Here is a 26,904-nt window from a genome sequence, read left to right as displayed (position 1 = left end):
TTCCGGGGCCCTCTCCAGCGGCCGGCGAGCCGGCCGCGAGGCCGCCTCGGGCCCAGGTCAGGACGGGGTCACGGCAGGGCCAGGATCTGGGCCCGCCGGCCCACCGGGTTGAGGTGGTGGATCAGCAACAGCCGCTGCGGGCTGCCGCCGGTCCGCACCTCCAGCATGCCCCCGGGCCGCTCCTGGGCGGCGATCGCCGCGCCGCCGTCGCCGCCGGTGCGGACGTCCGGTGCCGGGTGGGCGACGTCCAGCGGCAGGACGGGCCGTTCGCCGTCCAGGCCGATCGCGTCCAGCGCCCCGGCCGGGTCGGGCATGGCTCCCGGCGACTCGGGCCCGGTCCACACCGCGTACCGGATCACGGTCGTCGCTCCGGCGGGGCGGGGCAGTGCGGCCAGCCGGACCGGCAGCACCACCGCGTCGCCGTCCAGCAGCCCGGTGTCGGTGTCGCCCCAGCGGGCGTTCAGCGGTTGGACGTCCAGTTCCCGGCCGGTGGCGGCGGCGAAGGTGCGGGCCACCAGGACGTCGCTGCCGCGGAGCCGGTCGGCGGCGACCACGGCGTCGGTGCGCCCGTCGCCGTCGGTGTCGAGCGAGGCCCGGACGCCGGTCAGGCCGGCCGGGGTGGCGGCGGGTGCCCGGAGCACGGCCGCCAGGTGGATCCGGCCCTGCTCGGGCGCGGAGCCCGTCGGGAGGTCGCCGGCGGCGCCGGCCGCCCGGAGGTTCGCCGACCGGTCGCCCGGCTCGGTGGCGCACGGGCCCTCGGCCGGGCAGCCCGGCCACGCGGGCGCCTCGCCGCCCAGCACGAAGGCGCTGACCAGGCCGGCCCCGTCCGGGGTGGGGGCGGCGGTGCCCCGCAGCGCCAGCAGGGTGCCCCCGGCGGCGGTCCTGGCCCGGGGGACGGCGGTCAGGTCGGTGGCCGGCCGGGGTGCGGCGAACACCGGCACCCGCAGCTGGGGCGCCCCGCCGGGGACCGGGGTGAGCAGCAGCCGGCCGGAGAGCTCGGCGCGGTACGTCCGGGCCCGGCCGGCCTGCTGGAGGTCCAGGGTGGGGTCGGGGGCCCGTTCCAGCCGGCCGCGGGCCCGGAGGGTGATCCGCACCCGGGCCGTGCCGCCGGCGGGTACCTGCACCCGGGCGGGCGTGATCTCGAAGGCCGCGCCCGGGACCTCGGTGGCCGCCCGGTAGGCGGTGGTGTAGGCGAGCGGGGCGCCGGAGAGGTTGCGCACCTCCACCTCGCGGGCCAGGGCGGCGTGCGCGACCGGGCCGGTGATCTCGACCGGGCCGAAGGAGACGCCGACCGCGCCCTCCACCGCGCCCTCGCCGGCCGCGTAGGCCACCGCCGGGGTGCGGACCGCGAGGTCGGCCCGGACCTGCCCGGCGCCGGCCCGCTCGGGTGCCTGGAGCGGGCCGGTGCGGCCGTCGCCGAGCCAGAGGTCGCCGGCGGTGTTCATCAGGGCGGCCTTGACCTCGGCGACCGTCCAGTCGGGGTGGGCGGCCCGGACCAGGGCGGCCAGGCCGGCGGCGTGCGGGGCGGCCATCGAGGTGCCGTCCTCGCGCATGCCGCCGCTGCCGCTGCCGGCCTTGGCGGACCAGATGGTCTCGCCGGGCGCGGCCAGGTCGGGCTTGACCGTGCCGGGCACGCCGATGCCGCGGGAGGTGAAGGACGCCAGGGTGTCGGCGCGCTGCGGCTGGTCCTGGGAGACGGCGCCGTGCAGCGGGTTGCCCGGGGCGGCGAGGCCCACCGTCACCGGCCCGGACTTGAGGGCGCCGATCAGCCGCTCGCCCTCGGCCCGGGCCAGGACGGCGGCCGGGATCCGGTCGTTGCCGGCGACCTCGCCGAGGTTGTCGCCGTCGGCTGCGAACAGGGTGCCGATCGCCCCGGCGTCGGCGGCGTGGTCCGCCCGGGCGGCCGAGCCGCAGGCCCGGTCGGCGTCCCTGGTGGCCCAGCGCAGGACGGCGATCCGGCCGGTGATCAGGGCGGCGTCGGCCGGGTCGAAGGCCGCGCAGCCGTCCGCCTGGCCGGCCGGCAGGGCCAGCTCGCCGCGGACCTCCCGCTGGGACCAGGCGTGGTACTCGGCGCTCCAGTGCGCCGGGACCACGCCGGCCAGGGCGGGCGGGGCGAGCACCCGGATGCCGTCGGCGTCGCCGTGCGGGTCCACCGAGGCGGCCACCGCCAGCGCCGTCGGGGCGGTGCCGGGGCTGCCGCCGACCGCGTACAGGTCGCCGTCGTTGCCGGCCGAGGCGACCACCAGGGTGCCGAGTCCGGCGAGCCGGTCGGCGGCCAGTGCGTCGGCGTCCCGGGTGCCGCCGAAGCGGCTGCCGAGCGAGAGGTTGACCACGTCCAGGCGGTCGCTCGGGTCGCCGTCCCCGTCCGGGTCGGCGGCCAGGTCCAGGGCCTCGCCGAGCCGGTCGGTGGAGCCCTCGCAGCCGAACACCCGGATCGCGTACAGCTGCGCGCCGGGCGCGGTGCCCGGGCCGACCCGGAACGCGGCCGGGTCCAGCCCCTCCCGGTACGGGCCGCGGTAGGTCCGCCCGTCCGCGGTGACGCCGTATCCGGCCGCGGTGCCGGCCACGTGGCTGCCGTGGCCGTTGGCGGCGCAGTCGATCGGGTTGGCGTCCGGACGGGCCTGCGGCTGGTAGCCGGGTGACGAGGGGTCGGGATCGTAGGCGTCACCGACCAGGTCCCGGCCGCCGATCACCTTGGCGTTGGGGAAGAGCGCGGCGGGGGCCGGCGCGGCGCCGTCCACCGTGGCGAAGGCCGCCTCGGTGCCGGGCCCGCCGAAGTCGGCGTGGGTGTAGTCGATGCCGGAGTCGACGATGCCGATCCGCACGCCCTCGCCGGTGGTGCCGGCCGGGGCGGACCAGACGGCGGGGCCGCCGGTGAGCGGCACGGCGTGCGCGTTGGACCGCTCCTTGAGCGCGATCGGGTGCACGGCGCGGACCCCGGGCAGCCGGCCGAGGGCCCGCAGGGCGCCCGGCGGGGTGCGGACCGCGAGGCCGGTCAGCAGCGTCTGGGTGCGGTACAGGGTGCCGGCGGCGGGCTCCTCGGCCCGGACCGCGGCGGCCAGCCGGTCGACCGCGCGGACCGCCCGTCCGCGCTGCTCGGCGCCGGCCCGGGCGGCCTCCCGCCGGACGGCCTCCGGGGAGCGGAGTGACCGGCGCGCCTCGGCCGCCGCCCGCCGGTACGCGGGGGCGGCGGCCTCGGTGTCGAGCTCCAGCAGGACGGCCACCGGGGTACCGGCGCGGGACCGGCCCGGGTCCGGCTCCCGGGCCGCGGCGGGCGGCGCGGCGGACAGCAGGGCGAGGACGACGCCGACGGCGGCGAGTGGGGTGCGCACGGATCCGTCTTAGGATCGCCGCCAGGTCCCACGCCAGCGGTGTCCCTCGTTGGAGTGCGGGTTGCACCCCTGCGGGTGAGGAACCGTCAACCGGCCGGCGGAGCGCCCGGGTGGCCCGGCGGGGCGTGCCCGGGGCCCGTCCGACCCCTCGCGGGCGCCCGGCGGGGCCCCCGGACGGGCCGTCAGTGCGCGTGGCCCTCCACGCCGCCGTTGTCACGCCGGTCCAGGGCCCGCTGCAGCGCGGCGGCGGCGTACGGGTGGGGCTCGGCCCGGCGGCGGCGGCGCGGGGCGCGGGAGGCGGGGGCGGCGGGGGTGGCGTGGCGGTCGGCGACGGAAGGCATACCGGTCTCCTGTGGAACATGCGCGAGCGGGCGCGCAGAGGGTGGGGAGTGGGGTACGCCGGCCAGGGGTCGCCTGCCGCTGTGCGTACGGGCACACGGGCCACACACCCTGGCGTTGCAGGGGTGGCTCACCGTATGGCCCTTTCACGGTACGACGGGTCGGGCGTCGCTGTCTGCACGAATAGTTGGATTTCCTAGTATCTGAGACGAGCCCCACCGGAGGCATGCGAACGGCCCCCCTGCCGCGGTGCAGAGGGGCCGTTCCGGTCCTGAGCGGGCGTCAGCCGAGGTTGACCGCGCGGGCGAACCGGGCGCCGATCGCGCCGGAGATCTCGGTCAGGACGTCCTGGGAGACCTCGCTGTCCACGGTGATCGAGGCCAGCGCGCCCTCGCCGTCCCGGGCGACCTGCATGCCGGCGATGTTGATGCCGGCGTCGCCGAGGATCCGGCCGAGGGTGCCGACCACGCCGGGCCGGTCCTCGTACTTGAAGAACGCCATGTGGTCGGTGAGCGCCACGTCCACGTCGAAGGCGTCCACGCCGACGATCTTCTGGGTCTGCTTGGGGCCGGACAGGGTGCCGGAGATCGCGATCTCCTCGCCGCCCGAGAGGGTGCCGCGGACGGTGATCACGTTGCGGTGCTCGGGGGACTCGCTGGAGGTGGTCAGCCGCACCTCGACACCGCGCTCCTGGGCGAACAGCGGGGCGTTGACGTAGGACACCGTCTCGGCCACCACGTCCTCGAACACACCCTTGAGGGCGGAGAGTTCGAGCACCTTGACGTCGTGCTGGGTGATCTCGCCGCGGACCTCGACGTCGAGCCGGACGGCGACCTCGCCGGCCAGCGCGGTGAAGATCCGGCCGAGCTTCTCGGCCAGCGGCAGACCCGGCCGCACGTCCTCGGCGATCACGCCGCCCTGGACGTTGACCGCGTCCGGCACCAGCTCGCCGGCCAGCGCCAGGCGGACCGACTTGGCGACGGCGATGCCGGCCTTCTCCTGGGCCTCGTCGGTGGAGGCGCCCAGGTGCGGGGTGGCCACCACGTTGTCGAAGGCGAACAGCGGCGAGTCGGTGCACGGCTCCTTGGCGTACACGTCCAGGCCGGCGCCGGCCACCCGGCCGTCCTTGAGGGCGCTGGCGAGCGCGGCCTCGTCCACGATGCCGCCGCGGGCGGCGTTGACGATGCGGACGGTCGGCTTGACCTTGTGCAGCGCCTCGTCGCCGATCAGGCCGATGGTCTCGGGGGTCTTGGGGAGGTGGACGGTGATGAAGTCCGAGACCTCCAGCAGCTCCTCCAGGGAGACCAGCTTGACGCCCATCTGGGCCGCGCGGGCGGCCTGGATGTAGGGGTCGTAGGCGACGATCTTCATCCCGAAGGCGGACATCCGCTGCGCGACCAGGACGCCGATCCGGCCGAGGCCGACCACGCCGAGGACCTTCTCGGAGAGCTCGACGCCGGTGTACTTGTTGCGCTTCCACTCGCCCTGCTTGAGCGCGGCGTTGGCGGGCGCGATGTTGCGGGCGACCGAGATCAGCAGGCCGCAGGCCAGCTCGGCGGCGGTGACGATGTTGGAGGTCGGCGCGTTGACGACCATCACACCGGCCTTGGTGGCGGCCGAGACGTCCACGTTGTCCAGGCCGACGCCGGCGCGGGCGACCACCTTGAGGCGCTTGGCGGCGGCCAGCGCCTCGGCGTCCACGCGGGTCGCGGAGCGGATCAGGACGGCGTCCACGTCGGCGATCGCGGTCAGCAGCTCGGTGCGGTCCGCGCCGTTGCAGTGGCGGATCTCGAAGTCCGGTCCGAGCGCGTCCACGGTCGCGGGGGACAGCTCTTCGGCGATGAGTACTACGGATTTGCTCACGACAGTGTGTCCTTAACTGTCCGGTTCTCCCCGGCCACACGGAGGTGGCGTGACAGGCGGGGGAAGGTGGCATGCCGCGTAGCTAGACGCACGACGCTGTGGGCCTGACGCGCACTCGGAAGTGTATCGACGGACCGGTGGCCCGGCTGCTCCCGTCCGGCGAAATCACCCGGACGGGAACAGCCTCGGTGTACAAGGAGGTTGTGCCTCCCGGTGGGGCTCAGGCCTCTTCGTCGACCCAGCTCATCAGCTTCCGGAGCTTCTTGCCGGTGGTCTCCAGCAGGTGCTCCGAGTCGGCCTTCTTGTACTCGTTGTACTTCGGCAGGCCCGCCTTGTACTCGGCGATCCAGGTGTTGGCGAAGGTGCCGTCCTGGATCTCGGCGAGGACCTTCTTCATCTCGGCCTTGGTGGCGTCGGTGATGATGCGGGGGCCGGTGACGTAGTCGCCCCACTCGGCGGTCTCGGAGACCGACCAGCGCATCTTCTCCAGGCCGCCCTCGTACATCAGGTCGACGATGAGCTTCAGCTCGTGCAGGCACTCGAAGTAGGCGATCTCGGGCTGGTAGCCCGCCTCGACCAGGGTCTCGAAGCCGGCCTTGACCAGGGCGGCGGTACCGCCGCAGAGGACGGCCTGCTCACCGAACAGGTCGGTCTCGGTCTCCTCGGTGAAGGTGGTCTTGATGACGCCGGCCTTGGTGGCACCCAGGCCCTTGGCGTACGAGAGCGCCAGCGCGAAGGCGTTGCCCGTCGCGTCCTGCTCGACGGCGACGATCGCGGGGACGCCGCGGCCCTCCTCGTACTGGCGGCGGACCAGGTGGCCCGGGCCCTTCGGGGCGACCATGCAGACGTCCACGTCCGCCGGGGGCTTGATGAAGCCGTAGCGGATGTTCAGGCCGTGGCCGAAGAACAGGGCGTCGCCGGCGTTCAGGTTCGGCGCGATGTCCTTCTCGTAGACGTCGGCCTGGATCGGGTCCGGAACCAGGATCATGATGACGTCGGCCTCGGCCGCCGCCTCGGACGGGGTGACGACCCGCAGGCCGGCCTCCTCCGCCTTGGCGCGGGACTTCGAGCCCTCCAGCAGGCCGACCCGGACGTCCGCGCCCGAGTCACGCAGGGACAGCGCGTGGGCGTGGCCCTGGCTGCCGTATCCGATGACCGCGACCTTGCGGCCCTGGATGATGGACAGGTCGGCGTCGTCTTCGTAGAACAGCTCGGCCACGGGGGCACATCTCCTTGCGTGGTGGTGGTGCCGGGTCTTGCGCTCCCTAACTTACGGGGACCCGGCCGGGTGTGGGGCGGTGCTTCAGGGTGTGAGACGGGCGCCGTCGCCGCGGCGCCCGTCGGCTGGGGCTCAGGCCGAGCGGTCGAGGGCGCGCAGCGAGCGGTCGGTGATCGAGCGGGCCCCGCGGCCGATGGCCACCAGGCCGGACTGGACCAGCTCCTTGATGCCGTACGGCTCCAGCATCTTGAGCATGGCCTCCAGCTTGTCGGAGGAGCCGGTGGCCTCGATGGTGACCGCGTCCGGGGAGACGTCCACGGTCTTGGCGCGGAACAGCTGGACGATCTCGACGACCTGCGAGCGGGTGTCGGCGTCCGCCCGGACCTTGACCAGGACCAGCTCGCGCTGGACGGCCTGGGCCTGGTCCAGCTCGACGATCTTTATCACGTTGACCAGCTTGTTCAGCTGCTTGGTGACCTGCTCCAGCGGGAGGTCCTCGACGTTGACCACGATGGTCATCCGGGAGATGTCCGGGTGCTCGGTCGGGCCGACGGCGAGGGAGTCGATGTTGAAGCCCCGACGGGAGAACAGCGAGGCGATCCGGGCCAGGACGCCGGGCTTGTTCTCGACCAGGACGGAGAGGGTGTGCTTGGACATGGCGGTCATTGGCTCTCTATCGGTTGGTCGGGGCCGTCAGTCGAGGTCGTCGCCGAAGTCCGGGCGCACGTCCCGGGCGGCGAGGATCTCGTCGTTGCTGGTGCCGGCGGCGACCATCGGCCAGACCATGGCGTCCTGGTGGACGATGAAGTCGATGACCACCGGGCGGTCGTTGATCTCCATCGCCTGCTTGATCACCGCGTCCAGGTCCTCGGGGCGCTCGCAGCGCAGGCCGACGCAGCCCATCGCCTCGGAGAGCAGGACGAAGTCCGGGATCCGGGTGCCCTGGGCCGGCGGCTCGATGCCGTCGTGGCCCGGGCCGGAGTGCAGGACGGTGTTGGAGTACCGCTGGTTGTAGAACAGGGTCTGCCACTGGCGGACCATGCCCAGCGAGCCGTTGTTGATGACGGCGACCTTGATCGGGATGTTGTTGAGCGCGCAGGTGACCAGCTCCTGGTTGGTCATCTGGAAGCACCCGTCGCCGTCGATCGCCCAGACCGCGGTGTCCGGCTTGCCGGCCTTGGCGCCCATCGCGGCCGGGACGGCGTAGCCCATCGTCCCGGCGCCGCCCGAGTTCAGCCAGGTGGCCGGCTTCTCGAACTGGATGAACTGGCTGGCCCACATCTGGTGCTGGCCGACGCCCGCGGCGTAGATCGCGTCCGGGCCGACCAGCTGGCCGATCCGCTCGATGACCTGCTGCGGGGCGAGCTCGCCGGCCGGGGCCGGGTCGAAGCCGAGCGGGTAGGTCTTCTTCCACTCGTTGAGCTTGGCCCACCAGGCCCCGTAGTCGCCGCGGTGGCCGGCGTCGTACTCGGCCTGGACGGCGACGATCAGGTCGGCGATCACCTCGCGGGCGTCGCCGACGATCGGGACGTCGGCCGGGCGGTTCTTGCCGATCTCGGCGGGGTCGATGTCGGCGTGGACGACCTTGGCGTCGGGGGCGAAGCCGTCCAGCTTGCCGGTGACCCGGTCGTCGAAGCGGGCACCCAGGGTGAACAGCAGGTCGGACTTCTGCAGCGCGGTGACCGCCGGGACCGAGCCGTGCATGCCGGGCATGCCCAGGTGCTGCGGGTGGCTGTCCGGGAAGACGCCGATCGCCATCAGGGTGGTGACCACGGGCGCGCCGGTCAGCTCGGCGAGGATCCGCAGCTCGGCCGAGGCCTGGGCCTTGAGCACGCCGCCGCCGACGTAGAGCACCGGGCGCTTGGCGTTCACCAGCATCTTCGCGGCCTCGCGGATCTGCTTGGCGTGCGGCTTGGTGACCGGGCGGTAGCCGGGCAGCGAGGTCTCCACCGGCCAGCGGAAGGTGGTGGTGGCCTGCAGCGCGTCCTTGGCGACGTCGACCAGGACCGGGCCGGGCCGGCCGGTGGCCGCGATGTGGAACGCCTCGGCGATCACCCGGGGGATCTCGGCCGGGTCGGTGACCAGGAAGTTGTGCTTGGTGATCGGCATCGTGATGCCGCAGATGTCCGCCTCCTGGAAGGCGTCCGTGCCGATCGCCTTGGAGGCGACCTGGCCGGTGATCGCGACGATCGGGACCGAGTCCATGTAGGCGTCGGCGATCGGGGTGACCAGATTGGTCGCGCCCGGGCCCGAGGTGGCCATGCAGACGCCGACCCGGCCGGTGGCCTGCGCGTACCCGGTGGCGGCGTGGCCGGCCCCCTGCTCGTGGCGGACCAGGATGTGGCGGACCTTCTGCGAGTCCATCAGCGGGTCGTACGCCGGAAGGATGGCCCCGCCCGGGATGCCGAAGACGGTGTCCGCGCCTACGGCCTCGAGCGAGCGGATGAGCGACTGCGCGCCGGTCATGGTCTCGACGGTGGTCTGGGGACCCGGAGCGTGGGCTGCCGGGGTGTCCCCGCGGCGGGGGGATGCGGCGTGCTCAGTCATCTGCCTGTCTCTTCTCGGGTTCTGCCGGCCCGGGCGATGAGGGTGTCGCCGTGGTCGGGCCGATCGCCGGCTCTGCCTCAATCGTCCGCCCAAACCACCCCAAAGAGGGAGGGGAAGGATCCTAGAGGCCAGGGGTATAGCGGTGGTGGAACGGCTTTCGTGCAACAAAAAACCCCTCGTGCCCAGGGCATGCGAGGGGTGGCGCGTCGGTCTTTCCCGAGCGGAACGCTGCGGTCCGCTCAGCCGACGCGCCCGCCAAGTACGAGAATTCGGGTGCGCATGGCACCGACCTTCCTCCCACGCAGTGGGGGGTGTCAAGCTGGTGGGACCGACGTCTCACCATGCGGGCCCCCTGCCGGACCGCCCACGGTGTGGCGTTGCGGCAGGTCGAGCGGGGCGTGGTGGTGCCCCGGGCGGCCCGCCGCGGCCTCGCTCCGGCCACCCGATCGGGGGTCCGGTGCCAGGTGCTGCCGGCGGGTCGCGAGCGGCCCCAGCGGCCGGGGTAGTGGGTACCCGCGGCGGAGCAGGGCGCGGCGCAGCCGGGTCTCGTCCAGCGGCTGGGCGAAGGCCAGGCCCTGGGCGCGGCGGCAGCCGAGCTCCTGGAGGGCGGCGACCTGCCGGGGGTGGTCGGCGCCCTCGGCGACGGTGACCACGCCCAGGTCCCGGCCGAGCCGCAGGGCGTGCCCGGCCAGGGCCCGGGTGAGGGCGGAGTCGGCCAGGTCCTGGACCAGGCTGCGGTCGAGCTTGAGCGAGTCGAACGGGAGCCGGGCGAGCGCGCCCAGCGAGCCGCCGCCGGCGCCGAAGCCGGCCACCGCGGTGGACACCCCGAGCCGGCGCAGCGCGGCCATCCGGCGGCCGAGCTCGTCGGCGGTGTGGTCCGGCCCGGTGCGGGCCAGCTCCACGGTGAGCTGGCCGGCGGGCAGGCCGCTGTCGCGCAGGGCGGCCGCCACGGTCTCGTACATGCCGGGGGCGCACAGCCGGGCGGCGGCGAGCCGGACGGTGACCGGGACGGGCGGGAGCCCCCCGGCGCCGCGGCGGGCGGCGGCGGCCACCGCCTCCAGGACCATCCAGCGGGCGAACCGGGTGGCGGCGTCGCCCTGCTCGGCGGTCCGCAGGAACTCGGCGGGGGTGAGCAGCAGCCCCTGGGCGGAGCGCCAGCGGGCCTGGGCCTCGACGGCCACCACCTGGCCGGTGGCGAGGTCGACCACCGGCTGGTGGAGCAGGGTGAAGCCGCCCTCGCGGACGGCCGAGCGCAGCCGCTCCTCCAGCTCGGTGCGGCGGTCCAGCTCGGCTCGCATGGCCGGGCTGTAGAGCACCACCCGGCCCTTGCCCTCGGACTTGGCCCGGTACATCGCCAGATCGGCGTTGCGCATCAGCTCGTCGCCGGCGGCGGCCGCGTCGAGGTCGGGCGCGGAGCCGCGCGGACCGAAGGCGATGCCGATGGAGGCGGCCACGCCCAGCTCGGCGCCGCCGATCCAGTACGGCTCGGAGAGCGCGCAGCGCACCCGCTCGGCCAGCTCCTGGACCTGGGTGCGCCCGAGCCGGCCGGAGACCAGGGCGGCGAACTCGTCGCCGCCGAACCGGGCGACGGTGTCCCCGGCGCGGACGGCGCCGCGCAGCCGGCGGGCGGCCTGCACCAGCAGCTCGTCGCCGACCTGGTGGCCGACGCTGTCGTTGACCGCCTTGAAGCCGTCCAGGTCGAGGAAGAGCACGGCGACCTGGCCGTCGGCCGGGTCGGCGAGGGCGTCCCTGACCCGCTGGGCGAACAGCGCCCGGTTGGGCAGGTCGGTGAGCGGGTCGTGGAACGCGTTGTGCTGCAACTGGGCCTGCAGGCGCACCCGTTCGCTGACGTCACGGCTGTTGAGGATGAGGCCGTCGCGGTACCGGTTGACGGTGGACTCCACGTGCAGCCACTCGCCGCCGCCGGAGCGGATCCGGCACTCGACCCGGGCGGAGGGCTCGGCGTCCCGCCGGGCGGGGACGCGGCGGCGGGCCACGATCCGGCGGACCTCGGCGAGCACCCGGTCCACGTCCTCGGGGTGGACCAGGTTGAGCAGGTTGCCGCCGACCAGCTCCTCCGGGTCGCGGCTGTAGACGCCGAGCGCCGCCGGGCTGACGTAGCTGAGCACCCCGGTGGCGCCGGCGATCATGATGACGTCGCTGGAGCCCTGGACCAGGGACCGGAAGTGCGCCTCCTTGTGGGCCAACTCCTGGGCCAGCGACAGGTTGTCGAGCAGCATCACGCCCTGCCGGACGATCAGCGCCAGGCCCACGGTGGCGGCCGCGGCCAGCACCACGCGGTCCAGGAAGTGCCCGCCGAGGGCGTTGTAGAGGATGCCCGCGGTGCAGACGGCGGCGGCCACGTACGGGGTGAGGGCGCTGAAGGTGGAGGCCACCCGGCGGCGCGGCAGGCCGCCGGCCGAGGGGTGGTCGAGGCTGGGACTGCGCCCGTGCGACCAGGGCGCCCAGGCCAGCAGGACGCTGCCGGCGAACCAGCCGGCGTCCAGCAGCTCGCCGGAGTGGTAGCCGCTGCGGAACTCCGGGGAGGTGAACAGGGCGTCGCAGACCACGGTGACGGCCAGGCCCACCATCGCGGTGTGCACGGCCGCCCGGTTGCCGTCCCGGCTGCGGAAGCGCAGCCCGACCACCAGGCTGACCAGGAGGATGTCCAGGACCGGGTAGGCGAGGCCGAGGGCCAGCTTGACCGGGTCGGAGCCCTCGCCGGCGGCGACCCGGCCGAGGGCCAGGCTCCAGCTGAGGGTGAACAGCGAGCCGGCCACCAGCCAGCCGTCCAGCACCAGGCAGAGCCAGCCGGCCACCTTGCGCGGGCGCTGGGCGAGCACGGCCAAGCCGGTGATCGCGAGCGGGGCGAACAGCAGGAAGGCGAAGTCGGCGACGGAGTCCTGCGGGACGGGGGCGCGGAGCACCACCTCGTACCAGCCCCAGGTGCCGTTGCCCAGGGCGACCATGGCGGAGGAGAGACCGAACAGCAGCCAGGCTCCGCGGACCGGGCCGCCGACCGCGAAGCCGTGCACCAGGCAGGACAGGGCCGCCGCCAGGGCCGCCCCGGCGAGGCCGAAGTCACCCATGAACAGGGCGACTTCACGTGACCCCCAGCCGAGGGCGGCGCCGCCCGTGTACCCGAGGCAGAGCAGGACGAGGAGGGATCCGGGGAGGCTGGCGGTGGCGGTCAGACGGACCAGCGCGCGCCGCGAACGGGCCTGGACAGGAAGCACCGCATCGGTGGAGTCCAATCGACATCTCCCCCTCCGGCCAAGGGCCGTACCGGTGTTCCCTCCCCGGGGACCCTACACCACTTTCGTCACGCACTGAGACGCAGTCTCAACCTAGAGTAACGGCCCGCAGGTGGCATGGGGCGGCGCCGGGGCCGGATCGCCCGTTCGGCGGGGGCGCGCGCCCCCGGCGCGAGCTGGTCGCGAGCCGGGGGCGGAGGGTGTCGCGGGGTGGCGCGCCGCGGGGTCGCGCGGGTTCAGGAGCGCGGGGAGGCGGTGGCCAACTCCTCCTCGGGGAACAGCCGCAGCCGGTGCGCCAGGGCCGCCGCCTCGCCGCGGCCGCCGACCTCCAGCTTGGCCAGGATGTTGGAGACGTGGACGCTGGCGGTCTTCGGGGAGATGAAGAGCTCGTCGGCGATCTGCCGGTTGGTCCGACCCAGGGCCAGCAGCCGCAGCACGTCCCGCTCCCGCGGGGTGAGCCCGAAGCCGTCCGGCGAGGCGGTCGGGCGGGCGGCGGCCCGCTGCGGGATGCCGGGGCCGAGCGGCAGCCCGGCCCGTTCGGCGAGGTGGTCGGCCTCGCGGATCCGGGCCCGGTCCCCGTGCCGGACCGCCTGCTCGCGGGCCTCCCGCAGCAGCCCGGCGGCCTCCTCGCGCCGCCCGGCCGCCACCGCGCCCTCGGCGGACCGCAGCAGGGCCAGGGCGAGCGGTTCGGGCAGGTCGAGCGGGCGGAGCAGGTCGAGGGCGGCGGCCCAGTGCGCCGAGGCGTCGGCGCCCTCGGCGCGGGCGAGTTCGCCGTCCAGCAGCCGGGCCCAGCCGCGGTGCAGCGCAAGGACGGGGTCGAGCCGGGCGGCGGCCTGGGCGATCCTGCGCAGCACCACCGGGCGGCCGAGGTCGGCGGCGGGCAGCCCGCGGGTGTCGGCCTCCGCGCCGGCCGCGTGGACCAGCAGCGGGAGCAGCTGGGCCTCGAACCCGGCGGTGAGTTCGGTGTCCAGCAGGGCGAGCAGCTCGGCCCGGGCGGCCAGCGGGCGGCCCTGGCGGGCGGCGATCCGGACGGCGAGCGCGGCGGCCGGCAGGACGTTCTGCGGCTGCCGGGCGATGTCGGCGGCCCGGGCCCGGTCGTTGTACTCCTTGGCCCGGTCGAAGTCGCCTTCCAGGTAGAGGATTTCGGCGCGCAGCCGGTCGAGCAGCTCGGGGTAGGCGTCGAGCGAGGGGCCGTTGTCCCAGTCCTCCAGCGCCTCGACGGCCTCGGCGGTCCGGCCGACCGAGATCAGCGCCTCGACCAGGTTGCCGCTCAGGCAGGCGCCGATGGTGCCGAGCAGGCCGGTGCTGGTGGCCACCCGCAGGCCCTCGCGGCAGCGCCGGGCGGCCTCCTCGGAACGGCCGAACCGCTGGAGCAGGCAGCCGAGGTTGTTGAGGCCGCGGCACAGGACGTCGGCGGAGCCGAGGGCGCGGGTCCGCTCGATGGCGTCGGTGAGCACCTCGACCGCGCGGTCGGGGTCGCCGAACTCGCCGTACAGGACGGCCAGGGTGATCCGGGCGTGCTGCTCGACCGCCTCGGCGCCGACCTCGCGGGCGATGGCGGCGGCCCGCTCGGCCACGGCGATGTGCTCGCGGCCGGGGTAGGCGAGCATGCCCTGGGCGGCCTCCATGGCCAGCACCTCGGCCTGGACGGCGGTCGGGCCGAGGTCGGCGACCAGGCGGTAGGCGTACTCGATCTCGCCTCCTCCGGGGCGGTTGAGGTAGCCGCAGGTCTTGGCCATCTGCACCCGGAACCAGGCCGCGCGCAGCGGGTCGCGCTCCTCGTCGACCAGGGTGAGGGCGCGCTTGACCAGGCCGAGGGCGCGTTCCCAGTCGCCGCTGCGGCGGGCCGCGACCACGGCCTCGGCCAGCACGTCCACCAGCTGGAGTTCGGCGCAGGAGGTGTCGTGGACCGCGCCCTCGCAGCCGCAGGCCGGGTAGGTCTCGGCCCAGTCGTAGGGGCGCAGGGTGCCGGCCTGGACCTCCTCGGGGACCTGGTCCCAGAGTTCCAGGGCCCGTTCCAGCATGCGCAGTTGCTCGGCGAAGGCGTTGCGATGGCGGGCGAGGCGGGCGGCGTCCAGGGCGGTGGGCAGGGCCCGGGCCGGGTCGTGGGCGTGGTACCAGTAGTTGGCCAGCCGGGCGGCGCTGGCCTCGCTGCGGACCAGGTCGGGGGTGGCCTCCAGGACGGTGGCGAACCGGCGGTTGATCCGGTGCCGCTCCCCCGGCAGCAGGTCGTCGGAGACCGCCTCGCGGACCAGCGCGTGCCGGAAGCAGTAGCCGTCGCCGTCCTGGTCGGGCCTGAGGATGCCGGCCCCGACGGCGGTGCGCAGCGCCTCGATCAGGCCGTCCTCGCGGAGCGCTCCGGCGCCGTCGTCGAGCACGGCGGCGAGCAGGTCGTGCTCCACGCAGGTGCCGCCCTCGGCGGCCAGCCGCAGGATCCGCTGGGTGTCCTCGGGCAGCGTCTCCACCCGGACCAGCAGGATGTCGCGCAGGGTGTCCGGGATGCCGACGATGCAGCCCTCGCGCTGGGCGGTGGCGAGTTCCTCGACGAAGAACGGGTTGCCCTCGGCGCGGCGGTGGATCCGGTCCACCTGGCCGCGGTCGGGCGGTTCGCCCAGGATGCCGGTCAGTTGGGCGGCGACCTCGGCCCGGCCGAGCCGCTCCAGCTCCACCTGCCGGACGGTGCGCAGCCGGTCCAGTTCGGCGAGGTACGGTCGCAGCGGGTGGCGGCGGTGCAGCTCGTCGCTGCGGTAGGTGGCGACGATCATCACCCGGGAGCCGTGCAGGGTACGGATCAGGTAGGAGAGCACCTCGCGGGTGGAGCGGTCGGACCAGTGCAGGTCCTCCACCACCAGGACCAGGGTGTGCTCGACGCCGAGCCGCTCGAAGAGCCGGGCGGTGTGGTCGAACAGCCGGGCGCGGCCGAACTCGTCGTTGGGTTCGGTGTCGGCCTGGCCGAACTCGGGGAGCAGCCGGGCCAGGTGGTGCTCCAGGCCGTCCGCGGCGCGCTCCAGCTCGGGCCCGAGCGCGCGGTGCAGGCGGCGCAGCGCGGTGGCGAGCGGGCCGTACGGCAGGCCCTCGGCGCCGATCTCCAGGCAGCCGCCGACGGCGCTGACGGCGCCCTGCCGGTCGGCCTCCCGGAGGAACTCGTCGACCAGCCGGGTCTTGCCGATGCCGGCCTCGCCGCCGACCAGCACGGTCTGCGGCTCGCCAGCGCCGGCGCGGGCCAGCGCAGCCTTCAGCAGCGCGGTCTCGCGACCGCGGCCGACGAACACGGGGCTCACCGACGTCTGCTCCACACTGGCGAGCATGCCACACGGATCGGACACGAACCGAGACGCCGTCCCAAGGTCCGGACGGCCCGCGGCACCGGGATCCGGGCGGTCGGGAACGCCGTGGCCCGGGGTGCCGGAGCCGCCGTGGCCCGGACGGCCGAGGGCGCCCGGGCCCGGACGGCCGGAAGGGGAGGCCGCCGTGGCGGTCTCCCCTGCGGGGTGCGGTTCGGTGGCCATCAGTAGCCCGCCGGACCGGCCGCCTTCAGCGGCGCGGTGTGGCGCAGGCCCCGGGCCAGCCGGCGGAACGGGCCGAAGTGCGGCTCGATCTCCGCCCGGGCCTCGCGGGCCAGCCGGTCCAGGTGGGCCTGCTGCTGGAGTTCCCGCTGACGCTGCTTGAAGAGCTCGTACTCGATCATCGCGGTGCCCCTTGCCTTTTCTCGTCCTGGTACCGAGGTTCCGCTCCCAGGAGGGGGTGCCGCATCGGCAGCATGCCGGATCTTCGGCGGCCCCGGGTGCCTTAGGAGGGCCCGGATGGGGCCGGGAACGCCGCCGCCCCACCCCGGCGGGCGGGGTGGGGCGGCGGACGGGCGGCTAAGGAGCCTTAGGCGGGGCCTTACGCGCCGAGGCGCTCCAGGATCAGGTCCTTCACCCGGGCGGCGTCGGCCTGGCCTCGGGTGGCCTTCATGACCGCGCCGACCAGCGCGCCCACGGCCTGGACCTTGCCGTCGCGGATCTTCTGGGCGATGTCCGGGTTGCCGGCGATGGCCTCGTCGACCGCGGTGCCGAGCGCGGAGTCGTCGGAGACGACCGCCAGGCCCCGCTTGGCCACGACCTCGTCCGGCTCGCCCTCGCCGGCCAGCACGCCCTCGATCACCTGGCGGGCCAGCTTGTCGTTGAGCTTGCCCTCGGCGACCAGCGCGCAGACCCGGGCCACCTGGGCCGGGGTGATGGGCTGCTCGGTGAGGTCGGTGCCGGTCTCGTTGGCGCGGCGGGCCAGCTCGCCCATCCACCACTTGCGGGCCTGGTCGGCCGGGGCGCCGGCGGCGATGGTCTCCGAGATCGGCTCCACCGCACCGGCGTTGAGCACCGACTGCATGTCCTTGTCGGACAGGTCCCACTCGGTCTGCAGCCGGGCCCGGCGGACCCGGGGCAGCTCGGGCAGGCCGGCCCGCAGCTCCTCGACCCACTCCCGAGAGGGGGCCATCGGCACCAGGTCGGGCTCGGGGAAGTAGCGGTAGTCCTCCGCCTCCTCCTTGACCCGGCCCGAGGTGGTGGAGCCGTTCTCCTCGTGGAAGTGACGGGTCTCCTGGACGATCGTCCCGCCGTCGGTCAGCACGGTGGCGTGACGCTGGACCTCGAAGCGGACCGCCCGCTCGACCGAGCGCAGCGAGTTGACGTTCTTGGTCTCCGAACGGGTGCCGAACTTCTCCCGGCCGTGCGGGCGCAGCGACAGGTTGACGTCGCAGCGCATCTGGCCCTTGTCCATCCGGGCCTCGGAGACGCCCAGCGCCCGGATCAGCTCGCGCAGCTCGGTGACGTACGCCTTGGCCACCTCGGGGGCGCGGTCGCCCGCGCCGACGATGGGCTTGGTGACGATCTCGATCAGCGGGATGCCGGCCCGGTTGTAGTCGAGCAGCGAGTACTCGGCGCCGTGGATGCGGCCGGTCGCGCCGCCGACGTGGGTGGACTTGCCGGTGTCCTCCTCCATGTGGGCGCGCTCGATCTCCACCCGGAAGACCTCGCCGTCCTCCAGCTGCACGTCGAGGTAGCCGTTGAAGGCGATCGGCTCGTCGTACTGCGAGGTCTGGAAGTTCTTCGGCATGTCCGGGTAGAAGTAGTTCTTCCGGGCGAACCGGCACCACTCGGCGATCTCGCAGTTCAGCGCTAGGCCGATCTTGATCGCCGACTCGACGCCGGTGGCGTTGACCACGGGCAGCGAGCCGGGCAGGCCGAGGCAGGTGGGACAGGTCTGGGTGTTGGGCTCGGCACCGAGCTCCGTGGAGCACCCGCAGAACATCTTGGTCCTGGTACCCAGCTCGACGTGGACCTCCAGGCCCATCACCGGGTCGTACGAGGCCAGCGCGTCCTCGTACGAGACCAGACTGATGACGCTCACAGCGTTTCCTTCACTTCTTCTCTCAGAGGTCCGTCAGCCGAGCAGCACGTCGTCGTCGCCGAGCTGCCTGAGCTCGCGGACGAGGAGTGCGGTGCCGGTGATCAGGGCGGCGGCGCCGACGAGGGCGTTGACCAGCTTCAGCGTGTCGTTCTCGGTACGGGCCTTCTTGACGTCCTTGACGATGGAGATCGCCCCGAACGCGCTGGTACCGATGGACAGCCACAGACCGGGCTTGCTGTGCTTGAAGCCCTTGGCCTTCTCGATCCTGCTCACAGTGCCGGTGCCTCCTCCAGCAGGGGGTGTCCCCACTTGTCGTTGAGAGCGGCCTCGACGGCGCCGCCCACGCGGTACAGGCGGTCGTCCGCCATCGCGGGAGCGATGATCTGCAGGCCGACCGGGAGATTGTCCTCCGGGGCCAGGCCGCACGGCAGCGACATGGCCGCGTTGCCCGCCAGGTTCGACGGGATGGTGCACAGGTCGGCCAGGTACATGGCCATCGGGTCGTCGGCGCGCTCGCCGATCGGGAAGGCGGTGGTCGGCGTGGTCGGCGAGACCAGCACGTCCACGCCCGCGAAGGCGGCGTCGAAGTCGCGCGAGATCAGGGTGCGGACCTTCTGCGCCGAGCCGTAGTAGGCGTCGTAGTAGCCCGAGGAGAGGGCGTAGGTGCCCAGCATGATGCGGCGCTTGACCTCGGGGCCGAAGCCGGCCTCGCGGGTGAGCGCGGTGACCTGCTCGGCGGACCGGCCGCCGTCGTCGCCGACCCGCAGGCCGTAGCGCATCGCGTCGAAGCGGGCCAGGTTGGAGGAGCACTCGCTCGGCGCGATCAGGTAGTACGCCGGCAGCGCCAGGGTGAACGACGGGCAGGAGACCTCGACGACCTCGGCGCCCAGCTCGCGCAGCAGCTCCACGCTCTCGTTGAAGCGCTGCATCACGCCGGCCTGGTAGCCCTCGCCGGCGAACTCCTTCACCACGCCGATCCGCATGCCGCGGATGTCACGCATCTTCGCGGCCTCGACCACGGCGGGCACCGGCGCGTCGATGGAGGTGGAGTCCAGCGGGTCGTGGCCGGCGATGGCCTCGTGCAGCAGGGCCGCGTCCAGCACGGTCCGGGCGCAGGGGCCGCCCTGGTCCAGCGAGGAGGAGAACGCCACCAGGCCGTAGCGGGAGACCGCGCCGTAGGTCGGCTTCACGCCGACCGTGCCGGTGACCGCGCCGGGCTGGCGGATCGAGCCGCCGGTGTCGGTGCCGATGGCCAGCGGGGCCTCGTACGCGGCCAGCGCGGCCGCGGAGCCGCCGCCGGATCCGCCGGGGATCCGGGTCAGGTCCCACGGGTTGCCGGTCGGGCCGTAGGCCGAGTTCTCGGTGGAGGAGCCCATCGCGAACTCGTCCATGTTGGTCTTGCCGAGGATGACCACGCCCGCGTCCTTCAGACGGGCCGTCAGCGTGGCGTCGTACGGCGGGATCCAGCCTTCGAGGATCTTCGAGCCGCAGGTGGTCGGGACGCCCTTGGTGGTGAAGACGTCCTTCAGCGCCAGCGGGACGCCGGCCAGCGGGCCGAGCTCCTCGCCCTTGGCGCGCTTGGCGTCCACCGCGCGGGCCGCGGCGAGCGCGCCCTCGGTGTCCACGTGCAGGAAGGCGTTGACCTTCTTGTCCACCGCGTTGATGCGGTCCAGGTGGGCCTGGGCGACCTCGACGGCGGAGACCTCGCCCTGGGCGATCGCGGCCGCCGTCGCGGCGGCGGTGTACTTGATCAGCTCGGTCATCGGTCAGTCCTCCCCGAGGATCTGGGGCACACGGAAACGCTGCTCCTCGCTGGCGGGGGCGCCGGACAGCGCCTGCTCCGGGGTCAGCGACGGCCGCACCTCGTCCGCGCGCATGACGTTGGTCAGCGGCAGCGGGTGGGAGGTCGGCGGGACGTCCTGTCCGGCGACCTCGGAAACGCGGGCGACCGCGCCGATGATCACGTCGAGCTGCTCGGCGAAGTGGTCCAGCTCTTCGTCCTGCAACTCGAGACGCGACAGCCGAGCGAGGTGGGCGACCTCCTCGCGCGTGATGCCAGGCATGCGGCGATCCTCAGGGGTGAGAGTTCTGATCGGACGCACCGCCCGGGGGCGCACGCGTCCTTGGTCCAAGGCCCCATCCTATGGGCATGCGGCGAGTCAATTAGGGGCGCGGGGAACTGCGCGCGGCGGAAGGCACCCTCCGTCAGCGTCTCCCGCCCCGCCCGGCTCCCGTCCCCGGGGGCCGGGCCGCTCGCCTCACTGCTTGGGCAGCGCCGGCGGCGCCAGGGCCTCGACCGGGGGCGCCGGGGTGCGGTGGACCATCATCCAGGCGGTCGCCTGGTCCGCCGGGAGCGCGGCCGAGACCAGCCACCCCTGCACCGCGTCCACCCCGAGGTCCTGCAGCCGCTCCCAGGTCTCGTCGTCCTCGACCCCCTCGGCCACCACGGTCAGGCCCAGCGAGTGCGCCAGCTCCACCGAGCAGCGCACCACCGCGGCGTCGTGGTCGTCCGCCACCATCCGCGAGACGAAGGAGCGGTCGATCTTCAGCTCCCCGACCGGCAGGCTGCGCAGCCGGACCAGCGAGGAGTGCCCGGTGCCGAAGTCGTCCAGCGACATCCGCACGCCGTACCGCCGCAGCTCCGCCAGGGTGTCGGCGGCCCGCCGCGAGTCGTCCAGCAGCAGCCGCTCGGTGATCTCCAGCTGGAGGGCGTCGGCCGGCACCTGGTGCCGCTTGAGGTGGCCGGCCACCCGGCCGGCGAAACCGGGGCTGAGCACGTCCCGGGGCGAGACGTTGACCGCCACCGGCACCAGCAGCCCCTGCGACCGCCAGACGGCCAGCTGGCCGACCGCGGACTCCAGGACGTAGTCGGTCAGCCGGGGCATCAGGCCGCTGGACTCGGCGAGCCCGATGAACTCGTCCGGGGGGACCCGCCCGTGCACCGGCCGCTCCCAGCGCAGCAGCGCCTCCAGGCCGACCACCCGCCCGTCGAAGGCCACCTTCGGCTGGTAGTGCAGCTGCACCTCCCCCAGCTCCAGCGCCCGCCGCAGGTCGCCGAGCAGGCCGATCCGGTACGGGGTGTCGACGTCCCGCTCCTCGTCGTACCGCTCGACCCCGCTGCGGCTGCGCTGGGCGTGGCCCATCGCCACGTCGGCGCGGCGCAGCAACGATTCGGCATCCTGCGCATGGGTCGGGTAGACGCAGACGCCGGCGCTGGCCTCCAGGACGAGCAGCAGCCCGTCCAGCCGGATCGGCGCGGCCAGTTCGGTGATCAGCGCCTTGGCCACCCGCTCCAGGGTGTCGGTGCTGGTGACCCCGGGGAGCAGGACGGCGAACTCGTCGCCGCCCATCCGGGCCACCACCGGGCGCAGCGCGCCGCGGGCGGCGGGCGGGAGCACCGCCTGCACGTCCACCGGTCCCGCGTGGTGCGGCTGGCCGTGGCCCGGGCGGAGGGCGCGGTGCAGCCGGCGGGCGATGTGCACCAGCAGCCGGTCGCCGGCGGTGTGTCCGAGGGCGTCGTTGAGCGACCGGAAACGGTCGAGGTCCAGCAGCACCAGGCCGACCCCGTGGTCGGCGCGGCCCTCGTGCCCGGCGATCGCCTCCTGGGCGGCGATCAGCAGGGCCTGCCGGTTGGGCAGGTCCGTGAGCGGGTCGGTGAGCTGGTCCCTGGCGCGGTCCCGGGCGATCCGCCAGGCCGCGACGAGTACCGCCAGCGGAACCGCGAACAGCGGGAGCAGTTCGGGCTCGTGGCGGTAGACCAGGACGGCGAGCGGGATGAGCGGCGCGGCGCCGGCCAGCAGCACGCCGAGCAGCAGGACCGCACCCGCCACCCCCTGCGGCGGGCGTGTGGGCGCGCCGCCGGTCGTACGATCCATAAGCCTGTCCTCCGTCGGGCCCGCCCCGGTCAGGCCGCCTTACGGTGAGGCACCGTCGCCGGTGCCGGTGGACGTCAGGTGTCGGGTGTCCCCGCGGGACGGCCGGATGACTTCACGTCAGGACGGCCGCCACACACCCCTGCTGACAGTTCGTTGCGCTAAGGGTATGCCGGTGTCGGCCGGGAGGGTGGACTTTCGGACATCCCTGAGCGCGTCGCCCGGTACCGGGCGGGACACGGTGGCACAATGGCCCGCCCGTCGTGCCGGAGGTCCGGGCGACGCGGTCGTGGGACGGGGCGGCGTCAGGCCGCGGGGCCGGCCTCCTCGGGCGCCCCCGCCTCCCCCGCCGGGGCGAGGCCGAGGTGGGCCCGGGCGGCGTCGGCGCCCCGGTCGAGCAGCACGGCGAAGCCCGCGTCGTCCAGCACCGGCACCCCGAGCTGGACGGCCTTGTCGTACTTGGAGCCGGGGTTGTCGCCGACCACCACGAAGTGGGTCTTCTTGGACACCGAGCCGGTGACCTTGGCCCCACGCGAGGTGAGCGCCTCCTTGGCGCCGTCCCGGGTGTGGCCGGCGAGGGTGCCGGTGACCACCACGGTCAGGCCCTCCAGCGGGCGCTCGCCCTCCTCCTCGGCCCCGGCCTCGGTGAACCGCACCCCGGCGGCCCGCCACTTCTCCAGGATCTCGCGGTGCCACTCCTCGGCGTACCACTCCTTGATCGCCTTGGCGATGGTCGGCCCGACGCCCTCGGCGGCGGCCAGCTCCTCCTCGCTGGCGGCGAAGATCCGGTCCAGGTCGCGGAACTCGCGGGCCAGCGCCTGGGCGGCGACCGGGCCGACGTGGCGGATCGACAGGCCGTTGACGTACCGCCAGAGCGGGCGGTCCTTGGCCTTGTCCAGGTTCTCCAGGAGCAGGGCCAGGGACTTCTTGGGCTCGCCCTTGGTGGTGGCGAAGAAGGGGACCTCTTTCTCCTTGCCCGTCCGGTCGTCCAGCTTCGGCATGCCGGTCTTCTGGTCGCGGACCAGCACCTTGATCGGCAGCAGCTGCTCCTCGGTCAGGCCGAAGATGTCCCCCTCGTTCTTCACCGGGGCCTCGGCGGGCTCCAGCGGCTGGGTGAGCGCGGTGGCCGCGACGTAGCCGAGGCCCTCGACGTCCAGCGACTCGCGGCCGCCGAGGTACGCGATCCGCTCGCGCACCTGGGCCGGGCAGTACTGGGCGTTGGGGCAGCGCAGGTCGATGTCGCCCTCGGACATCGGCCGCAGCTCGGTGCCGCACTCGTGGCAGTGCGTCGGCATCACGAACTCCCGCTCGGTGCCGTCCCGCAGATCCTCCACCGGGCCGAGGATCTCCGGGATGACGTCGCCGGCCTTGCGCAGCACCACGGTGTCGCCGAGCAGCACGCCCTTGGCCTTGACCACCTGCTGGTTGTGCAGCGTCGCGTACTGGACCATCGAGCCGGCCACCTTCACCGGCTCGGCCAGCACCGCGTACGGGGTGGCCCGGCCGGTGCGGCCGATGCCGACCTTGATCGAGGCCAGCTTCGCGGTGACCTCCTCCGGCGGGTACTTCCAGGCGATCGCCCAGCGCGGGGACTTGGAGGTGGCGCCGAGCCGGCCCTGCAGGGCGATCTCGTCCACCTTGACCACCACGCCGTCGATCTCGTGCTCGACGGAGTGCCGCTGCTCGCCGTACTGCTTGATGAAGGCGCGGACCTCCTCCAGCGTGCCGACCACCCGGTTGTGCCGGGCGGTGGGCAGGCCCCAGGCGCGCAGCAGGTCGTAGGCGTGCGACTGGCAGTCGATGTCGAAACCGACCCGGGCGCCGATGCCGTGCACCACCATGTGCAGCGGGCGGGAGGCGGTGATCAGCGGGTCCTTCTGGCGCAGCGAACCGGCGGCCGCGTTCCGCGGGTTCATGAACAGCCGGATCATCGCCCGGGGCCGCTTGCCCTCCCGGGCGCGCTCCTCGTTCTCCTGGCGGCGGCGCTCGTTCTCCTCCGCGAAGGAGGCGTTGAGGGCGTCGAAGGCCTCGGTCGGGAAGTACACCTCGCCGCGGATCTCGACCAGTTCGGGGATGTCCTCGCCCTGGAGCTGGTGCGGGATCTCCTTGATGGTGCGGACGTTGGCGGTGATGTCCTCGCCGACCCGGCCGTCGCCGCGGGTGGCGGCCTGGACCAACCGGCCGCGCTCGTAGGTGAGGTTGACGGCGAGGCCGTCCACCTTGAGCTCGCAGAGGTAGTGGTAGTCGATGCCCGACAGCTCGGTGGCGACCCGCTCGGCCCAGGCGGCCAACTCCTCCTCGTCCATGGCGTTGTCGAGGCTGAGCAGCCGCTCGCGGTGCTCGACCTCGGCGAACAGGCCGACGGCCGCGCCGCCGACCTTCTGGGTGGGCGAGTCGGGGGTGACCAGAGCCGGGTGCTCGGCCTCGATCCCCTCCAACTCCCGCATCAGCCGGTCGAACTCGGCGTCGCTGATGGTCGGCGCGTCCTGCTCGTAGTACCGGGCGCGGTGGTCCTCGATCTCGGCCGCCAGCTCGACGTGCCGCCTCCGGACCTCCGCGGGTACGTCCTCCCAGCCCTCGACCGCCACCGCTTGCCTCCTACCGTCTCACTCGGGCGAGTCGACCAGGCTCCGCGCCGCCTTCACGCTCAGCGACAGCGCCCGCCGGGCATAACCGGGGGAAGCCCCCGCCAGCCCGCACGTCGGTGTCACCAGCACCCGGCGGCCCAGGAGCTCCGGATCCAGCCCGAGCCTGCGCCACAACGTCCTGACAGCATGGACACTACCGGCCGGGTCTGACACGAGCCCTGATTGAGCCGCGGCCCCGTCCGTGGAGGGCACCACGCCGGCGAGGATCGCCGTCCCGCCCTCGATCGCCTCGCCGAGGTCCTCGTCGTCACGCTCGGTCAGCAGCGAGAAGTCCAGCGAGACGGCGGCGGCGCCCGCCCGGCGCAGCAGCGGGAGGGGCACGCCGGGTGCGCAGCAGTGCACTGCCACCGGGACGTCCAGGGCGCGGATCACCCCGCGCAGCGCCTCCTCGGCGTGCTGGCGGTCGACCGCGCGCAGCCGCTGGAAGCCGCTGGCGGTCTTCACCGACCCGGCGAGCACGGCCGGCAGCGAGGGCTCGTCCAGCTGCAGGACGGGCTGTGCGCCGGGCACCCGGCGGCGGAGGTCGGCGAGGTGGCGGCGCAGGCCCTCGGTGAGGGACTCGGCGATGTCCCGGCAGGCGCCGGGGTCGGCGAGCGCCTTCTCGCCGTGCTTCAGCTCGATCGAGGCGGCAAGCGTCCACGGGCCGACGGCCTGCAGCTTGAGCGGGCCCGTGTAGTCCTGGGTGAACTCCTCCAGGGCGTCCAGGTCCTCGCCGAGCCAGGAGTGGGCGCGCCGGGTGTCCCGGCCGGGGCGGTCGGTGAACCGCCAGCCGCTGGGCTCGGTCTGGGCGAACAGTTCCACCAGCAGGCCGGCGCCGCGTCCGATCATGTCGGCGCCGGGGCCGCGGGCCGGCAGCTCGGGCAGGAACGGGAGCCGCTCCAGCTCGCCGGCCACGGTCCGGGCGGCCTCGCGCGCGTCGGTGCCGGGCAGCGAGCCGACACCGGTGGCGGCGCCCTGCAGGTCGGGGAAGGGGTGCTCAGTGCTCACGGCCCGAGCCTAGTCGGGGCGGTGGGGCCCCTGCGGCCACCCAGGGCCGGCCCTGCCCGGGGGCACGGCCGATCCGGGGCTCCGGGCAGGGGCCACCGGCCGGGGCTACCGGCCGGGGCGGACGGTGATCTCGGTGATCTCGGCGTCCCGCGGCAGGTCGATCGCGGTGAGGATCGCGGTGGCCACCGACGCCGGGTCGATCCAGCGCGCGGGGTCGTACTCGCGGCCCTCCTGCTGGTGCACCTTCTGCTGCATCGGGGTGGAGGTCCGGCCGGGGTACACGGTGGTGACCCGGATCCCGTGGTCGTGCTCCTCGGCCCGCAGCGCGTCGGCCAGCGCCCGGACGCCGAACTTGCTGGCGGCGTAGCCGGCCCACATCGCGTCCGCGCGCAGGCCCGCGCCGGAGTTGACGAACACCACCTGTCCCTTGGCCAGCCGCAGCGAGGGCAGCAGCAGCCGGGTGATCTCGGCCGGGGCGACGGTGTTGACGTTCAGCTGGTGCTGCCACGCCTTGACCGGCAGCTCGCCGACCGTGCCCAGCTCGACCACGCCGGCGATGTGCAGCAGCGAGTCCAGCTCGACCGGCAGCTGCTGGTGGCCGAACGCCCAGGACAGCTTGGCCGGGTCGGCGAGGTCGCCGACCAGGGTCCGCGCGCCGGCGTACCGCTCGCGCAGCTCGGCGGCCCGGCGGGCGTCGCGGGCCAGCAGCCACAGCTCCTCGCCGCGTTCGGCCAGCCGCTCGGCGACCACCGCGCCGATGCCGGAACCCGCTCCGGTGATCAGATGTGCGCCCATGGCGTTGCGAGGTCCTCTCAGCTGGCGCGGTCGAGCCGGGCGAACGCCTCGGCGGGGGTGGCGGCGAAGGTGATCAGCTCGGCGAGCGAACGGGGCAGGAAGCCCTCCTGGTCCATCCGCTCCAGCTGGGTGCGCAGGCCCGCGTAGAAGCCCTCGGTGTCCAGGACCACCACGGGCTTGTCGTGCAGGGCGTGCTTCTTGAGCTCCAGCACCTCGGTGACCTCGTCGAGCGTGCCGAGCCCGCCGACCAGCACCACGACCGCGTCGGCCCGGGCCAGCAGCTGGGCCTTGCGCTCGGCCAGGTCGGCGGTCATGACCAGCTCGTCGGCGCCCTCGTAGGTCTTGTGGGCGAGCAGCTCGACGGAGATGCCGACCAGCCGGCCGCCGGCCTCCTTGACGCCGTCGGCGAGCAGGCCCATGAGTCCGGCGTGCGAGCCGCCCCAGACCAGGGTGTGGCCCGCCTCGCCGAGCAGCCGGGCGAACTCGGCGGCGGGGGCGGTGTAGCGGGCGTCCAGCGAGTAGGCGGAGCAGAAGACGGTGATGTTCATAGGCCTTCAGGTCTACCACGGGCGGCAAACCGGTTTCCGCCGGGCCACCGGGACGGGGGCCGCCGGGGACGGCTGCGGCGGGCCGGCCCGGATGGGCGGGGGCCGGCCGCCG

Annotated in this window: 17 protein-coding genes and 1 pseudogene; all 18 read right to left on the bottom strand. The window is 74.2% G+C overall.

Annotation, left to right across the window (positions count from 1 at the left end):
- Window positions 1-68: 68 nt before the first annotated feature.
- A complete protein-coding gene (locus ABWK59_RS22530) occupies window positions 69-3,332 on the bottom strand; it encodes a S8 family serine peptidase (RefSeq protein ID WP_354642423.1) in 3,264 nt (1,087 codons plus the stop codon).
- A gap of 182 nt (window positions 3,333-3,514) precedes the next feature.
- Window positions 3,515-3,673, bottom strand: coding sequence for a hypothetical protein (locus tag ABWK59_RS22525; RefSeq protein WP_354642422.1), 159 nt, complete (start codon window positions 3,671-3,673; stop codon window positions 3,515-3,517).
- A 280-nt stretch (window positions 3,674-3,953) separates the two neighbouring features.
- Entirely contained in the window at window positions 3,954-5,534 is a 1,581-nt protein-coding gene (gene serA, locus ABWK59_RS22520) for a phosphoglycerate dehydrogenase (protein WP_354642421.1), read from the bottom strand.
- Between the two features lie 220 nt (window positions 5,535-5,754).
- A complete protein-coding gene (gene ilvC, locus ABWK59_RS22515) occupies window positions 5,755-6,753 on the bottom strand; it encodes a ketol-acid reductoisomerase (RefSeq protein ID WP_354642420.1) in 999 nt (332 codons plus the stop codon).
- A 132-nt stretch (window positions 6,754-6,885) separates the two neighbouring features.
- Window positions 6,886-7,410: an acetolactate synthase small subunit gene (ilvN, locus tag ABWK59_RS22510; protein WP_354642419.1), complete on the bottom strand. Its 525-nt coding sequence runs from the start codon at window positions 7,408-7,410 to the stop codon at window positions 6,886-6,888.
- Window positions 7,411-7,446: 36 nt separating this feature from the next.
- Window positions 7,447-9,300, bottom strand: a complete 1,854-nt coding sequence (locus ABWK59_RS22505; RefSeq protein WP_354642418.1) for an acetolactate synthase large subunit — start codon at window positions 9,298-9,300, stop codon at window positions 7,447-7,449.
- A 314-nt stretch (window positions 9,301-9,614) separates the two neighbouring features.
- On the bottom strand, window positions 9,615-12,554 hold the full coding sequence (locus ABWK59_RS22500; RefSeq protein WP_420492829.1) for a putative bifunctional diguanylate cyclase/phosphodiesterase: 2,940 nt from the start codon (window positions 12,552-12,554) through the stop codon (window positions 9,615-9,617).
- A gap of 236 nt (window positions 12,555-12,790) precedes the next feature.
- Entirely contained in the window at window positions 12,791-15,850 is a 3,060-nt protein-coding gene (locus tag ABWK59_RS22495) for a helix-turn-helix transcriptional regulator (protein ID WP_354642417.1), read from the bottom strand.
- Between the two features lie 212 nt (window positions 15,851-16,062).
- Window positions 16,063-16,242, bottom strand: coding sequence for a hypothetical protein (locus tag ABWK59_RS22490; RefSeq protein ID WP_354642416.1), 180 nt, complete (start codon window positions 16,240-16,242; stop codon window positions 16,063-16,065).
- A gap of 197 nt (window positions 16,243-16,439) precedes the next feature.
- Window positions 16,440-17,942 carry an Asp-tRNA(Asn)/Glu-tRNA(Gln) amidotransferase subunit GatB gene (gatB, locus tag ABWK59_RS22485; RefSeq protein ID WP_354642415.1) on the bottom strand — a complete coding sequence of 501 codons (1,503 nt, stop codon included), beginning with the start codon at window positions 17,940-17,942 and terminating at the stop codon, window positions 16,440-16,442.
- Between the two features lie 33 nt (window positions 17,943-17,975).
- On the bottom strand, window positions 17,976-18,215 hold the full coding sequence (locus ABWK59_RS22480) for a hypothetical protein (protein WP_354642414.1): 240 nt from the start codon (window positions 18,213-18,215) through the stop codon (window positions 17,976-17,978).
- On the bottom strand, window positions 18,212-19,705 hold the full coding sequence (gatA, locus tag ABWK59_RS22475) for an Asp-tRNA(Asn)/Glu-tRNA(Gln) amidotransferase subunit GatA (RefSeq protein WP_354642413.1): 1,494 nt from the start codon (window positions 19,703-19,705) through the stop codon (window positions 18,212-18,214). The genes ABWK59_RS22480 and gatA overlap by 4 nt, the downstream gene beginning before the upstream one ends.
- A 3-nt stretch (window positions 19,706-19,708) precedes the next feature.
- Complete coding sequence (gatC, locus tag ABWK59_RS22470) at window positions 19,709-20,005, bottom strand: Asp-tRNA(Asn)/Glu-tRNA(Gln) amidotransferase subunit GatC (protein ID WP_354642412.1); 297 nt, start codon at window positions 20,003-20,005, stop codon at window positions 19,709-19,711.
- A 195-nt stretch (window positions 20,006-20,200) separates the two neighbouring features.
- Window positions 20,201-21,754 (bottom strand): annotated as a pseudogene (locus tag ABWK59_RS22465) (putative bifunctional diguanylate cyclase/phosphodiesterase); the annotation flags it as partial.
- A gap of 365 nt (window positions 21,755-22,119) precedes the next feature.
- Window positions 22,120-24,402 (bottom strand): NAD-dependent DNA ligase LigA, encoded by a 2,283-nt coding sequence (ligA, locus tag ABWK59_RS22460; RefSeq protein WP_354642411.1) that lies wholly within the window; start codon window positions 24,400-24,402, stop codon window positions 22,120-22,122.
- A gap of 18 nt (window positions 24,403-24,420) precedes the next feature.
- Window positions 24,421-25,449 carry a methionine synthase gene (locus ABWK59_RS22455; RefSeq protein WP_354642410.1) on the bottom strand — a complete coding sequence of 343 codons (1,029 nt, stop codon included), beginning with the start codon at window positions 25,447-25,449 and terminating at the stop codon, window positions 24,421-24,423.
- A 105-nt stretch (window positions 25,450-25,554) separates the two neighbouring features.
- Entirely contained in the window at window positions 25,555-26,244 is a 690-nt protein-coding gene (locus ABWK59_RS22450) for an SDR family oxidoreductase (RefSeq protein ID WP_354642409.1), read from the bottom strand.
- Between the two features lie 17 nt (window positions 26,245-26,261).
- Window positions 26,262-26,792: a TIGR00730 family Rossman fold protein gene (locus ABWK59_RS22445; protein ID WP_354642408.1), complete on the bottom strand. Its 531-nt coding sequence runs from the start codon at window positions 26,790-26,792 to the stop codon at window positions 26,262-26,264.
- Window positions 26,793-26,904 lie beyond the last annotated feature (112 nt).

It is taken from the genome of Kitasatospora sp. HUAS MG31, assembly GCF_040571325.1.
Lineage (GTDB): Bacteria > Actinomycetota > Actinomycetes > Streptomycetales > Streptomycetaceae > Kitasatospora > Kitasatospora camelliae.
This window is presented reverse-complemented; position numbering and strand designations above follow the sequence as displayed.

Bases quoted from the DNA above. Each gene is read 5' to 3' on its own strand.
- ABWK59_RS22525 (WP_354642422.1), bottom strand. From the start codon at position 3,673: ATGCCTTCCGTCGCCGACCGCCACGCCACCCCCGCCGCCCCCGCCTCC.
- ilvN (WP_354642419.1), bottom strand. From the start codon at position 7,410: ATGTCCAAGCACACCCTCTCCGTCCTGGTCGAGAACAAGCCCGGCGTC.
- ABWK59_RS22505 (WP_354642418.1), bottom strand. From the start codon at position 9,300: ATGACTGAGCACGCCGCATCCCCCCGCCGCGGGGACACCCCGGCAGCC.
- ABWK59_RS22490 (WP_354642416.1), bottom strand. From the start codon at position 16,242: ATGATCGAGTACGAGCTCTTCAAGCAGCGTCAGCGGGAACTCCAGCAG.
- gatA (WP_354642413.1), bottom strand. From the start codon at position 19,705: ATGACCGAGCTGATCAAGTACACCGCCGCCGCGACGGCGGCCGCGATC.
- gatC (WP_354642412.1), bottom strand. From the start codon at position 20,005: ATGCCTGGCATCACGCGCGAGGAGGTCGCCCACCTCGCTCGGCTGTCG.
- ABWK59_RS22450 (WP_354642409.1), bottom strand. From the start codon at position 26,244: ATGGGCGCACATCTGATCACCGGAGCGGGTTCCGGCATCGGCGCGGTG.
- ABWK59_RS22445 (WP_354642408.1), bottom strand. From the start codon at position 26,792: ATGAACATCACCGTCTTCTGCTCCGCCTACTCGCTGGACGCCCGCTAC.